Origin of the sequence: Dactylosporangium sp. NPDC048998 (assembly GCF_043197855.1) — a bacterium.
Lineage (GTDB): Bacteria > Actinomycetota > Actinomycetes > Mycobacteriales > Micromonosporaceae > Dactylosporangium.
This window is the reverse complement of record NZ_JBICTV010000071.1, coordinates 1-13,703: the sequence shown is the minus strand read 5'-3', so window position 1 is coordinate 13,703 and position 13,703 is coordinate 1. Positions and strand designations below refer to the sequence as shown.

Genomic DNA, 13,703 nt, shown 5'->3' with positions numbered 1-13,703 from the left:
GCAAACTCGTCGAACGGCCCGCCACCGAACTCGTCACGACCGAGGCCGCAGCCGCCTGATCAAGATTTCTCATCCACAAGTCTTGACTATTGCTCCAGCGCTCCCAGAGGGATTTCAAAGTCGGTCAGGTGCTTGTTGATCAACGTTTGAGAGCTGCTGCCAGCACCGGCAGGATCCGCATCCGGTCCGCAGCAATGCTCTCGGTCAGGCGCTTGACCTGGGAGACCCGCGCCAGGCGGAACAGACCGAGAACCAGGTTGCGCAGGATCGCCATGGCATGCGGGCCGTTGCCGATGTACGCACCCTGCTGGTCCTCGCCGAAGACCACGTCGCGTGGCCAGTGGACCAGATTCTCGATGCCCCACTGGCCTCGTATGAAGCCGGCGACCTGCTGCGGTGTTGCCCGGTCGGCGGACAGGCTCGTCACTCCGTGCACGACCTCCTTGGCCACCCGTACCCCGAACGGGTCGAAACGCTCCCGCAGCAGGCGGAACACCCTCGCCGCCTCGGGAAAGTCCACCTCGTCGGCATCGGCGACCCACATCGACCGGCGCACGGTGTCCCCGTCACGCTGCTCGTCGGCGCTCCAATCGGCCCCGGCCACCACGGCCGGGGGCAGCGCGTCGGCGATCTGCCGCAACAGCCCCGGCTGATTGGCCTTGACCTGCAGGACGTAATCGCCGCCGCGCTCGGCCACGAGGTAGTCGGCCGTCTCGTGCTGGGCATGCGCGGCGTCGGCGGTCACCACCCGACCATCCAGGTCCAGACCATCCAGCAACGCGCGGACCTGGGTGACCTCCGTCGTGCCCGCCGGCACCCGCACCTGCCCCACCACGATCGCCGCCCCGTGGGCCATCGCGGAGAACAACCGCACATCACCATCGGCGGTCCCGGCGGCGCGGACGGTCTTGCCGTCGATGGCCAACCCGAGCAGCGCCTTGCCGTCGTTCACCAGCAGCGACGCCAGCCACGAGCCGACCACCCGGTCAGCCGCGTCGGCATCCACCGCGATCAAGACCCTACGGATCGTCGAGCCGCTGGGGGCCTGCACCACACCCAACGCGGGACACGACCGGGCACCGGCCAAAGCCAACAACGGCTGGGGCAGATCAGCGACCCGGTCGCCGACCTGCCGGTAGGTCTTCGCCCCGGCCAGGACCGCGAACACCGCCACCGCCAGGATCGTGGCCAACTGGTGACGCATCCCGCGTTGCTTGCGCGGATCCGTGACCGTCCCCAGCATCGACGCCAGTTCCCGCACCGCCCAGGCATCCGGCAACACACCCGCCAGGCCCAGGACGCCGACACCAGACGACCCAACCGAGGCATGCGACACTGACACCCGTAGCTCCTTGCTTTCGATGACGTGTTTGTAGAGATCCACATCATCCCAAGGCAAGGGGCTACATCTATCTCCACCCTCGGACCAAGGCCAAGCTAGCAGCACAAACGACGATCAATCGACTTTGAAATCCCCCTGGGCTTTCGCCTAGATCAACGGCCGTTATCACCCGGTCGGGACAGCGGGATTTGAACCCACGACCCCGTGACCCCCAGAGCCGGAGGCCCCAGCGACGTGCTCAAGCACATTCTCCCAGGTCACTGGAAGCATAAACCGCCGAGTAAAGGAGTCCGTGATTCCGCTCCCTTGCGGTGCGCCCGACGAGGCGCAGGTTGAGCGCCGGTGCCGGGTAGTCGAGCCGGGTGAGGGTGCCACCGCGAGCGCTGCCGTGACGGCGAGCTCGGGGCGGGGGCGTGATGGCCAGGTCAATGCCGCCGGAGAGTGGCGGCAAGCGAGCCCGCCGAGTTCGTGGTTGCCTCCACGCCGCTGACGTTCCCGGCCCGTAGACGCTGGGACACCGCGCCGGGACTCACGTCGGCGTCCGGATACTCCGGGGACGCGGCGTTGGCGATCTGCGACACGGTCAGCACGGCCCCGACGGGATGGGCGTGCAACACCGCCAGGATGTGCTTCGCCACGTTACGCCGACCGGGCCGACCGGCCACCGAACGGATCTCCGGCGTGGCCGCCGGGTCGTCGTCGACCTCCAGGGTCTCCTCGTGGTGCTCAGCCGCCCGGTCCGTCGCGGCCGGTCTCGGCAGCGCGTCGCAGAGCACCGAGGCCAGCGATGCACCGCGCGCCTGGATCGCCCGGTCGTCCCATTCCTCGGGCAGGCTTCGGTTGATGTTGAGCGCGCTGCGTTCCAGGATCTCCTTCCGCCTGGCCACCCACGGGCCGTTGGAGACGGACTGGTTGAGCCGCTGGGTGGTGTCCAACGCCGCCAGCCGCCGCAGGAAGACCTGCTCCGACGGTGCGAGCGTCCGACCTGGTCCGCAATCACCTGTTCCATGAGGCGGAGCGGCAAGGTTTGCCTAGGCCTGCACGATCGTCGGCCGCTCCAGCGGATACCGCGATGCGGATGATCTGCCGACTCACCACCAAGAACTACAACCGCCTCATGCTCGACCCCGGGAAGCTCCACTGCGGCAGCATCTCGCAGACGGACCGGCAAGTCATCTCCGGGGTCCGTGACGAACGGCGGCCGAAACTCACCGGCGCGGACGCCTGCCGCGAGTTGTGCCCATGACGAGTCACACCAACGGCACAGCGCCGCGGCCGGGACAGCCCCGTTTCGTGTGCTGGACGTGGTGCCGCATCCACAGCACCACGTCGGGGACCCGAAGCACGCTCACCGCTGCCGGAATGTTCGCACGGGTGCGTAGGTTGGCCGCTTCTCGGCGCAGCCGTTCATCGTCTGCTGCGAGCTGCCCGTGGAGCTTGCGCCACACCTGGGCCGGCGCCCCGAACCGACATCGGATCACACCGTCGTACACCGGGATCAGCGCCGGCCGTTTACGCGCCAGCAGCTTACTGGCGATGACGTAATCGATGCCATGCTGTTGCTTCAACAGCTGCCAAGCACGGTAGGCGGGTGCCCCTGCGTTGAGCAGGTCGGCCGCCGCCGCGGTGCCCAGCTCGGTGGTGGCGTCGATGCCGGCCAGCAACCCGCTGATTTTCCGTCCGAGTGTGCCGTCAAGCAGATGAATCGCCACCTCGGCCGGTACCTTCACGTTGAGCATCTGGATGGCGACGAGGTCGTCGTCGGTGATCACATTGCGGGTATCGGCGCGGTCATCGCCACCGCGCCACATCTCGAACCGGCGCCCGGAGAACCGCTCGGCGGCGTCCTCGGCGAAGTACCGCCGCAGGGCATGCTCGGCTCCAGCATCACGAACGATGTCGAGCAGATCAGCGGTCATCCGCGCATCGTAGGCACGGGACTACGGTCACCCTAGAAGCGCTGACTACTGCCCGGCCGCTTCCAGAGGCAGTGTTATCCGCAGACTGGTACCCGAGAGTGCGGCTTCGAAGGCCAATCCGGTGTCGAGAATCGCCTGGACGTCCGTGTGGTCGGCGGCAGATACGTACGCTACAGGCTGGGTACCGGACGAGACCGCAATACGGGCTGGCTCTGGATCGTCCTCAACCGGACGGACCGCAAGATCCTGGAGCTCGTTGGGGTCTTGGACGTCGAGTACGTCGAGAGTGACCGAGCCCGTTTCCAGGAGAGTCTTGAGTAGGCTGCGGCTGCGCAGCCGGGTGTAGTCGAGTAGGTCCAGAACCTCGGACGCGGAGGCGTCGTAGCGGTCACGCCATTCGGTGATTCCCATCCCCGCCAGCCACGCGCGAAGGTCGTCGTGGGTGGCCTGGAGATCGCGTGGCCGGTCCCGCGAGATCGCGTGGGCCAATCTGCGTGACCTGATTCCCGACGTCATGAGCCGCAGCGCGTGCGGGGAATCGACACCGTACCGAATGTATCCTGCAAGTTCGGGGCATAGCCGCGCCTCGGCGTCCGCGTCCAGCAGGTGCGTGTTGACGATGTCGACCACCGCGCCCACCGTCCAGGCGAGGAAGTGCTCGAAATTCTCCGAGGCGGCTCCGACCATCTGCTCGATGCGGAATGCAGGGTCCGTGACTGCGGTAAGGTGCGTGTTCGCGAGTTCGGGCAGCGTCTGGCCGGAGACCCAGTCGGCAAGGAGATCGACCGGGCGTACCGCGATGTCGTCCCCGCGCGGGCTGACCTTGAACTGCCAAGCGGGGGCCTCGGCGAGGTCGAGCAACTCGGTGAACAAGGTGGGCAGCTGGCGGATGGCCGAGGCCGGGGTGAGCAGGTCCGGCAGGGTGCCGGCGGCCTCGGCGCGCTGGATCGCGGAGGCGATTCTGGTGGCCAGGGTGTCGATCGCCCGCGCTGATCCGATCGAGGTCCCGGTTCGCGCCCATCGACGGCGGCTTTGCGGCTCGCTGGCCAGGTAGCGTCGGCGGGTGGTAGCAGCGATCTGGGCACACGCCTGTCGGGCCTCGGGCGATTGCCTCGCGGCGAGGGTTGCGTCGACGATGCCGGCGAGGTCGACGTCGGCAGGATCGATCCCGCGGCCCTCCTCGATGGATAGGACGAGCCACACGAAACTGATGAAATCGCCGGCCTGGTCGAACGTCGTGAAGATGGCGTCCTCGGTGGCGCGTAGCTCGTCCTCCAGGTTCGCGAATGCGTCCAGCGCCTCATCGGTGATCAGCGACGACGTGACGGCCAGTGACTCGGCGCTCGGGTTGAGGTCGTGGAAGTCCTGCTCGGTCGGCCCCGCAGCGCGGACCAGGACGATCCACCCCTCGGTTTCCTTACCCGCTCGGCCCGCCCGTCCCATCGCGTTGACTAGGCGCGCACCGCTGAGCCGGCTCTCCTCGGATTGGTCCGGGAACGGCTGGTCGTAAATGACCACGGTCCGCACGGGCAAGTTCACCCCGTCGGTCAACGTGGAGGTGCACGTCAGGTAGGGCAGCATGTCGTCGCGGACCGCGCCCTCGAGCGCCTCCAGCACCTCGACGGGCAGACCGGCGTGGTGGAAACCGACGCCACGTTTCAGGACGCCGACCAGCGGGTGGTCGTCGCTAAGTTGCTGGCGCACGAAGTCCACCAGCGGGGCCAGGCCGGGTTGTTCTTCGCAGAATCCGGCGATGCCTTCCGCAATTTGCTGGGCCTGTGCGCGGGTCGTCGCGACGACCAGCACCGATCCGGCGTGACCGAGTAGGGTGATCGTCTCGCTGGCGATCATGTACTTCTTCGTGGTCCGGCCGTTGTCGATGACCTTCTCGCGGGAGGTGCGTTCTTCGGACTTCTGGACGAGAACCCATTCGACGTCGGGTGTGACGGTCAGCCCGGCGGTGCGGTTCTCGGCCAGCCTGAGCCGGATGTAGCCGGTCAATGGGGTGGTATGCCGAAACCGCCACCTGCGGCCCGCCCCTCCTTCGACTCGGGTGGCATTCCAGTTGGCCGTGGTGGTGAACGCAGCGTGCAGCCGGCGCGGCCCGCGCCACTGGGACTCGAAGCGCAGGCAACCTCCGGCCGGGTCAAGCCACTGGGCGATCTCCCCGGCGTTCCCCATCGCCGCGGAGATCAGGACGATCTTGTGGTCGGTTTCCGCCGTGAGGTAGTCCAGCAGGGCGATCACCGCTTCGAGCGTGAAGCCCCGGCCGGTCTCCTTGAGTAGTTGCGCCTCGTCGAAGATGAACAGCCCGAACCGGTCGAGGACGGCCGCGGCGTCGTGGCGGAGCAGGTGCGCGAGGCGTTCCGGGGTCATGACCTCCACGTCGGCCGGGTCCTCGTCTTGGACGGCGTCGAACAAACCCCACAGACTCGAGAAGTCGGCCTGCTCCGCGCCGGTCTCCTTCTGAAGCACCCGCACGCGGCTGGACATCGCGCGCCGGACCTCGCGGCCGAGGCTGCGGGTCGGCACGACGTAGCAGACGCTTCGGTCGGTCCGGTCGATGTGCTCGACCGCCAGCAGCTGCCCGACCAACGTCTTTCCGCCGCTGGTAGGCACGGCCAGAACCATCCGGAGTACGTACGGATCGAACGGCGACCTCGCCTCCGTCAGCAGCGCACGTTGCGGCTCCCACAGCGTCATCACCGGCGGACTGCCCATCGTGAACGACTGCCTGACCAGCGCCGACACGTCCGGCGGAAGGACGTTGGGGTTCCAAAGCGAACCGGCTTGGGCCTCGCGGGAGAGTCCCAGCAGATGGTTCGCTACCCACCGCGAGTGCAGGTCTTCGGGGCCAGCCTCGCCGACCGCGGCCATCCGCAGCCGCCCAACGCCGGTTTCGAGCCGGTCCGACCGGCCGGTGGCGAGGTACATGAGGAGGTCTTCGGCGCCGAGCACCACCATCTGGCTGGGGCCGAGGGCGGTGGTCGTCAGATCGTCGGCGCCGGCGTCGCGGGCGACCGTGTTGAGCTGACGGCGCCAGGTGCCGAACCAGCGGAACAAGGTCCTGGTCTCGAAGCCGAGAAACGCCAGACCGGCTTCAAGGGACAGCGTCGCGATGTGGTCGGTGACCGGGCTGGTGACGTCGATGTCGTTCCGGAGCCGGTTCATGATCGCGGTGCCGTTCGGATCGCGGCCGCCGCGCCGGTACCCGATGGCGGCGGCGAACCCAAACGACAGCCGCTCGGCGCGGCCCCAGCCGTCCTGATTCAGGGCAAGGTCGAAGATGTGGGCACTGACCAGGAACGCTTGCCGCTGGCGTGGAAGGGTGTATCGCTCCCGGGCTTCATGGATCGACGCGACGGCGTGTAGGTACCAGGCGGAGTCGAGTAGTTCCTGGGCGATCTGGGGGTCGCGCAGGAACAGATGAACTTCGACATCGGCAATGAGCTGCTGAAGCTCCTCCGCGCTCGGCAGGTTGGTCCTGCCCGCCAGCGCGTCACGCAACAGCGCCAGGTCTAGAGACCGCTCCACACGATCTCCTTCACGCGTTCGGCGAATCCCGCGAAATCAGGAACCGCTACGACCAGACACTCGGTCTGACCTGACGCTTTAAATTCCGGAAAAGCGGTCCGGATCGACCCGAACGCCCGCGGCGTCGTCGGCTCATGCTTTACCGACGTACCGACCGACACCCCTACTCCCGCGCGTTCGCTGCGGTCGAACCACAGCTCGACCATGTTTGCGTACAGGTCCGCAATCGCCCCGGTGGCCTCAAGCGTCTCGGGGCCGACGATTTTCGCGAGGTACTCCGATCCCCGCTCGCTGAGCTGCTTGCTGGCCCGGTTGATCGTCGCCGACACCCTGTTCTGTGCATCGTGCTTCTTGATCTCCCACAGGCGAAACACCAGCACGTCGTCCGGGTTCTTGTAGATGATCAGCCCGTCCCCGCCTGGTTCGAGGGGATCGACCTTGACCGGGTGCGCCTTGACGAGCTGCCGGCCATCGCGACATGTGGACCGCTCCCGCATGATCCGGCTCCACAGCAACTCAGCGATGTGCCCCTGTATGTGGTCGACATCGGCAGGTTTGCCCGGTGTACCGAACGCGATGCCGACGAAGGTCGCAACGATCTGCTGCCGGTTTCCACTATGCGGAGTCCCGCCATCACGGCGGTCGCGCCACCACTCAAGCACCGGAGCGGTCCCGCACGCGGTGGCGACCGCGTCATCGGCGAGCAACTGTGCCGCGGCCTCGCGGTCTGCACCGGTGAGCGCTCTGCCACCGATCATGTACTCCACAGGGGAGCCCGGAGGGCCCTGAACCAGGCCGAGTAGGGAAGTCAGAGCAGCCGGAGTTGTCACGGTTGCCCGCAGCCGAACTCCACGCTGAACACCACGCGGTCATTATCGACCATCGCGGGCGACGCCCTCATCGGGTCCGATTCAAACGCATGTTCGATAGAGTGTGGTGGTGGCGGGCATTCCTCGAATCCGTGAGGCGGGCTGGCTGGTCACCGGGTCGGACCGCGACCATGTGCGGCATCTGTTAAAGATCTTTCGATATTTGAGGGACATCCGCGGCACCGTCATGCCCGACACCGAGGCCCGGATTAAGGTCGGCCGGAAGGCCGCGGCCTGGGCGGCTCGGGGCGTCAAGGTCACCCGGGCAGTCCCCGGACTGACCCAACCATCCCGAGGAGATTCTGTGGATTCACCGCCGGGCACCGCGCGCCTCGCCGCTGGCGAACGCGACGCGGCCAGGCCCACGCCGCCGCGCGCGCCGACCAGCGGGGCGCCCCTGCCGAGGTTCGCGCTGGCCAGGCCGAGCAGGCCGCCGCCTACGCCGTGGCCCACTGCGCGCCGAGTTCACCGGTGCCGAACGTCGTGCTGGCGATTCCGGCGCGCGCGCCGCGGCCGCCGAAATCGCCGCTGCCCAGCTGCGCGAGCAGGCCGAGGCCACTGTCCGGCAGCTCACCGACCTGGCCCGGCAGCACGACGAAGCCCGGGCCGCCGCAGACGAGCGCGCCGCCCAGCGAGCCTCGGCCGAACAGCAAGCCGCAGCCCTGCAGGCCGTGCTCGACACCGTACGCGCCGAGGCCTGCGCCACCGCCACCGTCACCCAGCACACCGCCGAGGTCGCCGCCCGCCACCAGGCCCTCCTCGCGGCGCTACTCGGCGCGCTCAGCGAGATCCCGGCCCGCGGTATTCCGCCCCTACGACGCGGCTGCGGAGCAGCGTCATGGCTAAGCCGCTGAAGAAGACCAGCACGTCAGCCCTGGCGATACCGGCCGCAAACGTGCGCTACGGCCGAGTCGACGACGCCGTCCTGCGCGACGTCCTGCACCAGGCGTGGAACGGCCGGTGTCACGCCTGCAGCCAGCCGAGGTTGTTCGAGGACATCGAGATCGACCAGCTCATTCCGCGATCGCGCACCCCCGCGAAGCTGCAGCAGCTCGTGCACGTGCTCGGGCTGCCGGCCAGATTCGACGTCGACTGCCCGCCAACCTCGCCCCGATCTGCCGCCCGTGCAACGGAGCGAAGAGGTACCGCCTCCTGCCGGGCCTGCTCGCCATCCGGCTCGCGCAGGCCGAGCAACTTGCAGCCCAGGTGGTCACCGCCGTACAGCGGCATGCGACCAGCAGCCGGATCGGCCGGAACCTGCGGATCGCCGCCGCGGCCGACCTGAGCGATCCGGCCGCCGCAGCCGCGTTCGAGCAGCACGCGCCCGCGATCGTTGCAGAAGCTCGCGCTGCACGACGAGGCCAAGGCTGACTTCGAGGTGTGGCGGCCCGTCGAGGTTGACCTCGGCTTCGACGGCGTCACCGTCGACCTCGTGCTCGACGCCCGCGGCCGCGCCGCCGTTGCCGTGCTCGAAGACCTCCTCGGCGCCACCCTGCCCGAGGCGCTCGAGGCGCCGTCGGCGAGCTCGTCACCGAGATCGGCCACGGGGCCGCCAGCGTGCTCGAAACCGGCGTGGAAGACGAGCTCGAGGAGCCGATCGCCGTCGACGGCTCCGAGTACCAGTGGCTGCGTCTGGTCGCCGACCGCCTCGACTTCGGCCGCGACGACGACAGCAGCCACGTCAGCTTCGAGGGCACCTTCGAGGGCGTCTACACCGTCCCCGCCGTCCGCTCGACCCTGGAGGCAACGGCCGCGCGGACTCCACCGGCGACGCCGAGGTAACCGGCCGATTCCACATCATCCCCGGCTGGGACCTCACCGCCGGTCCCGGCCGGCCACAGCGCCAGCTCGTCGAAGTCGTCGACTGGCACGGCGGCCACCGTGCTGGTCTGGCCGTGGTGACCCTCGGCACGCCAACTCCGCTAACGGTTTTGGCGCTGAGCGCGGCAAGCGCGTCGAGCACGGCCTTACGAGCTACCGGCGCGGCGGCTCTCGGTGGCTTACACGCCGCATGCCGGTCCGGTGCCGATGACGGTACCGAACTGGACGATGAACACGCCGGAACCGGTGTCGGCCAGCACGGAATGTTCCTCAACCACCGGGCGCAGCTCGTCCGGCCAGACGGTCGGGCCACCATCGGCAGTGGCATCCGACCACAGCACGCCGTCGAGATCGTCAATGTCAACGTTGGTGATTGTGTGCAAGTCGGTGCCCTGGAACTCGGACAGGGCCGCCCAGACCTGGCTGGCCTGGTCCGACATGACCGCCACGAGGTGCCGGCAGGCAGCTCGAACGCCGGCCGCCATACCGGCCCGGGTCAGGTGGCGAAGCTGGTCCTCTGCCTGGCGCAGCTGATCGGCAAGGTGCCGCAGCTGGGACGTCACGCCGGCCAGGTCGCTGCTTGCGCCGTCTCGGTGCGCGCGGCCCTGCGACGTGGCGCCGGGCCACATCGGCACCGCATCGTCGGCACCGCCGGTGGCCAGCCAGGATCCGTCCGGCGCGATCGCCACGGACTGGACCGTCGCGGTGTGGCCGGTCAGTTCGGCGCGCAGTTGGCCGGTCGTGGCGTCCCACACTCCCACCGCCCCGTCGTCGTCGCCGGTGGCCAGCCAGGATCCGTCCGGCGCGATCGCCACCGACCGCACCGTCGCGGTGTGGCCGGTCAGTTCGGCGCGCAGTTGGCCGGTCGTGGCGTCCCACATCCGCACCCCGTCGTTGCCGCCGGTGGCCAGCCAGGATCCGTCCGGCGCGATCGCCACCGACCGCACCGTCGCGGTGTGGCCGGTCAGTTCGGTGCGCAGTTGGCCGGTTGCGGCGTCCCACATCCGCACCCCGTCGTTGCCGCCGGTGGCCAGCCAGGATCCGTCCGGCGCGATCGCCACGGACTGGACCGTCCCGGTGCGGTTGGTCAGCTCGGTGCGCAGTCGGCCGGTTGCGGCGTCCCACACCCGCACCCCCTCGTTGCCGACGGTGGCCAGCCAGGATCCGTCCGGCGCGATCGCCACCGACCGCACCGTCCCGGTGTGGCCGGCCAGTTCGGCCCGCAGTTGGCCGGTTGCGGCGTCCCACATCCGCACCCCGTCGTTGCCGACGGTGGCCAGCCAGGATCCGTCCGGCGCGATCGCCACCGACCGCACCATCCGGGCGTGGTCGGTCAGCTCGGTGCGCAGTTGGCCGGTTGCGGTGTCCCACATCCGCACCCCGTCGTTGCCGCCGGTGGCCAGCCAGGATCCGTCCGGCGCGATCGCCACCGACCACACCATCCTGGTGGGGGGTGGTAGCTTGTCTTGCCGCCCCGTCGTCACCGCCCCGTCGTCGCCGCCGGTGGCCGGCCGGGAGCCGTCCGGCGCCGACCGCACCGTCCCGGTGTGGCCGGCCAGTTCGGCGCGCAGCTGACCGGCCGTGGCGTCCCACATCCGCACCACCCCGTCGTCACCGCCGGTGGCCAGCCAGGATCCGTCCGGAGCGATCGCCACCGACAGCACCCCCGCCGACCGTTGGCCGAGCGGGGTCGCGTTGAAGGCATCGCCCGGCCGGTGCAGTTCGGTTGGTGCAGGGCCGCTGAATGCGGTGCCGGCTAGCACGGTGAGCGTGGCGTCGAGGTGCTGGTGCTGCTGCCGCAGGGTGTTGTGGAGCCGCGCCGCTCGTCGATCGGTGCCATGGGGCATCGAACCCAGGGCGGTGTCAAGGTCCTCGAGGGCCCGAATCGCCCGATGTAGTTCGCGATGCCGATCACCGGTCCGCAGCAGAAGCCGATCGTGGTCGGCCAGCGCGCGGATGGCGGCCAGTTGGTCAGTCAGCTCTGGCCGGGGAACCGGAAGCGATGTTGGTGCGGTGCGTTCCGCTGCTGCCTGGCGGGTTGGCACGCGCTCGTCGGGGGGCGGCGGTTCTGCGGTTGGTGTAGGCATCGGCGTGAGGATGCTGGCAAGTCCGCGCTGGATGTTGAGGGCGGCGGTCAGGTCGGTGAGCAGGCCAGCGTGTGCGCCGGCGGTGTCCAGGATGTCTGCGACGCCGACCGGCAGGCGCAACGTGGTCGTCAGGTCAGCGACGAGGTCAGCATGCCCGGCGTGGTAGCGACCAAACTCAGACGGCAGCGAGGCGATGACCGTGGGCTGTTTCTGAGCCTGCCGACCTGGGCGGCCGAGGATGCAGTCCAGACCTGTCTGCAGATCCAGGGTCGCGGCGAGGTCGGCGACCAGCGCAGCGTGCTCCTCGGCGTACGGAGGCTCTGCTGGCGTCAGCGGCGTGGTGCTCATCCGGGCTCCTCCTCGGTCGCTGCCGACTGCGCCTGCAGGGTTGTGCGCGCCTGGCGGAGCAGGGAGCGCACCGTGCCGGGATTCTTCTCCAGCAGGCCGGCGATCTCGGTGGGCTGGTAGCCGTCGAACACTAAGGCCATCACCTCTCGCTGCGCCTCCGGGAGAGCCTCGAGGCGGTCCAGGACGTCGTGTCGTTGGACGAGCTCGGCCGCCTCGTTTGGGGATAGCACTCCGCTCGGCTCGGGCACGTGTTCATGTGGCTGCTCGGCGTGGTGGCGGGGGGCCACCTTCCCCCACGTGCGCAGGGCCACCTTCCGCACCCATCCGCGAGGCGCATCCAGGTCGTTCCACGACCGGTACGCGGCGAACATCGTGTCCTGCGCAATGTCCGCCGCCAGCGTCGCCCCGATCCCGCGCCAGATGAGGAACGCGACCAGCGCCGGCATCTCGCGGATGTAAAACAGGGTGAACTCCGCGTCGCGCGCGGCCTGATCGGCCGCAGGGGCGAGCAACGGCTTATCAGCCGGTTCTGGGTCGGCTGTCGAGCCCGTAGCTCCGACGCCGCTTACGCCGCCCAGGCCCGCCTCGGTGCGTTCGTCATCCATGACCTGCTCCCATACCTGGGGTTGAGCCCCGCAGCCGACTACTTGCCCAGCACCTGGTGCAGCACGCGGATCGCGGCCCCGGCCGAGCCGAGGGCCGCCAACAGTGCCGCCGGCCAGCTCACAGTCTGCACGAACGTGAGCATGCCGACGAGGAGCGCGACCACCGCAGCGGCCACGAAGATCAACACCCAGCGCATCGGGAGCGGGGTCGGGGACAGCGGCGAGGACGACATCGGAAAGCTCCTTCTTTCTTTCAGATCTTGATGGATGAGCTCGATGCCGCCCGGGCCGCGCACCACGCTCCTAAGGTAAGTGCGCCAGCTGAGGCCGAACGTGTGTGATCAACTGGAAATTTTCGCGCGGCGCTGCCGAGCTGCATCGAGTCGTCAACGACGTCTTCGCCCGAGCCGGTGTGCCTAGGCAAGCGGACCGGGACACGCGTTCGTTGATGCGCTGGGACCGGCAGCACGCCACCCGCTGGATAGCCGTCCCAGGCGACCGGCGCATCGCCGCCCAGAGGCGGGGCGGCGGCCAGCGCCAGCAGGTCATCAGGCCATTCGACACGGCCGCCGCGGCGACCGAGCCGGCGTTGAGGACGTCCACCACCCGCAGTCCCGCCGCTACACCGACCGACTCCCGTGCGTACAGAGAGGACTCCGTCGTTGGGGGAGCCGTAGGGTTCGACAGCGGATGACCCCCGTGCGTACGGAGAGGGCAGGTCCTCGTTGTGGATCTGCTCGGACAACTGCGGATGACCCCCGTGAGTACGCGGAGGACATGGACTGACCGTCCAACGCCAGCCTGAGTGCGGATGAACCTGGGGTTGACCCGTTTTGACGGACGGGTTCGATGAGGTGGTGTCAGGCTTTCCCGATGGAGCTGGGTTTCGTTGTAGAGCGCGGTTTCGTAGGCGGATGGACTGCGATAGTCCAATGTGGAGTGTCGACGCCTGGTGTTGTACCAGCTCTCGATCCAGGAGAAGATCGCGCGGTGCGCGGCGGTGCGGGTGGGCCACGCCCGCCGGTCGAGGAGCTCGGTCTTGATGGTGGCGAAGAACGACTCGGCGACCGCATTGTCCCAGCATTAACCGGCTAATCGGCCTGGTCTTCGACGTTGACCGGTTAACGCTTCGTCACGGTGCTCGTCGTTTGCCGATTTGGCGGAGTTGTTCTTCGTGA

Annotated in this window: 12 protein-coding genes and 1 pseudogene; 2 read left to right on the top strand and 11 right to left on the bottom strand. The window is 68.6% G+C overall.

Annotation, left to right across the window (positions count from 1 at the left end; translation table 11 throughout):
• Positions 1–139: 139 nt before the first annotated feature.
• Together ACGFI8_RS47290 and ACGFI8_RS47285 are read right to left on the bottom strand one after the other, a co-directional pair.
• Complete coding sequence (locus ACGFI8_RS47290; RefSeq protein ID WP_392815519.1) at positions 140–1,384, bottom strand: ISAs1 family transposase; 1,245 nt, start codon at positions 1,382–1,384, stop codon at positions 140–142.
• Positions 1,385–1,767: 383 nt separating this feature from the next.
• Positions 1,768–2,277: a hypothetical protein gene (locus ACGFI8_RS47285; RefSeq protein ID WP_392815518.1), complete on the bottom strand. Its 510-nt coding sequence runs from the start codon at positions 2,275–2,277 to the stop codon at positions 1,768–1,770.
• A gap of 143 nt (positions 2,278–2,420) precedes the next feature.
• Between ACGFI8_RS47285 and ACGFI8_RS47280 the strand changes: the two genes are divergently transcribed.
• Positions 2,421–2,588, top strand: coding sequence for a hypothetical protein (locus ACGFI8_RS47280; RefSeq protein ID WP_392815515.1), 168 nt, complete (start codon positions 2,421–2,423; stop codon positions 2,586–2,588).
• Between the two features lie 4 nt (positions 2,589–2,592).
• Here the strand turns inward: ACGFI8_RS47280 and ACGFI8_RS47275 are convergent, their stop codons facing one another.
• The 5 genes from ACGFI8_RS47275 to ACGFI8_RS47255 form a co-directional block, all read right to left on the bottom strand.
• Entirely contained in the window at positions 2,593–3,261 is a 669-nt protein-coding gene (locus ACGFI8_RS47275) for a DUF6308 family protein (protein WP_392815513.1), read from the bottom strand.
• Positions 3,262–3,306: 45 nt separating this feature from the next.
• Positions 3,307–6,795 carry a DEAD/DEAH box helicase gene (locus ACGFI8_RS47270; RefSeq protein ID WP_392815511.1) on the bottom strand — a complete coding sequence of 1,163 codons (3,489 nt, stop codon included), beginning with the start codon at positions 6,793–6,795 and terminating at the stop codon, positions 3,307–3,309.
• Complete coding sequence (locus ACGFI8_RS47265) at positions 6,780–7,562, bottom strand: hypothetical protein (RefSeq protein WP_392815510.1); 783 nt, start codon at positions 7,560–7,562, stop codon at positions 6,780–6,782. The genes ACGFI8_RS47270 and ACGFI8_RS47265 overlap by 16 nt, the downstream gene beginning before the upstream one ends.
• Positions 7,563–8,101: 539 nt before the next feature.
• Entirely contained in the window at positions 8,102–8,413 is a 312-nt protein-coding gene (locus tag ACGFI8_RS47260) for a hypothetical protein (protein ID WP_392815508.1), read from the bottom strand.
• A 214-nt stretch (positions 8,414–8,627) separates the two neighbouring features.
• A complete protein-coding gene (locus ACGFI8_RS47255; protein ID WP_392815506.1) occupies positions 8,628–8,984 on the bottom strand; it encodes a hypothetical protein in 357 nt (118 codons plus the stop codon).
• A gap of 252 nt (positions 8,985–9,236) precedes the next feature.
• On the opposite strand from ACGFI8_RS47255, the gene ACGFI8_RS47250 reads away from it, so the two are divergent.
• A complete protein-coding gene (locus ACGFI8_RS47250) occupies positions 9,237–9,446 on the top strand; it encodes a hypothetical protein (RefSeq protein ID WP_392815503.1) in 210 nt (69 codons plus the stop codon).
• A 218-nt stretch (positions 9,447–9,664) separates the two neighbouring features.
• Here ACGFI8_RS47250 and ACGFI8_RS47245 read toward each other — a convergent pair whose 3' ends face one another.
• From ACGFI8_RS47245 to ACGFI8_RS47230, 4 genes and pseudogenes are all read right to left on the bottom strand, one after another.
• Positions 9,665–11,920: a WD40 repeat domain-containing protein gene (locus ACGFI8_RS47245; protein ID WP_392815502.1), complete on the bottom strand. Its 2,256-nt coding sequence runs from the start codon at positions 11,918–11,920 to the stop codon at positions 9,665–9,667.
• A complete protein-coding gene (locus ACGFI8_RS47240; protein WP_392815500.1) occupies positions 11,917–12,525 on the bottom strand; it encodes an RNA polymerase sigma factor in 609 nt (202 codons plus the stop codon). The genes ACGFI8_RS47245 and ACGFI8_RS47240 overlap by 4 nt, the downstream gene beginning before the upstream one ends.
• Positions 12,526–12,563: 38 nt before the next feature.
• A complete protein-coding gene (locus ACGFI8_RS47235; protein WP_392815497.1) occupies positions 12,564–12,758 on the bottom strand; it encodes a hypothetical protein in 195 nt (64 codons plus the stop codon).
• A gap of 670 nt (positions 12,759–13,428) precedes the next feature.
• Positions 13,429–13,608, bottom strand: a pseudogene (locus tag ACGFI8_RS47230) (integrase core domain-containing protein); the annotation flags it as partial.
• Positions 13,609–13,703: the final 95 nt, after the last annotated feature.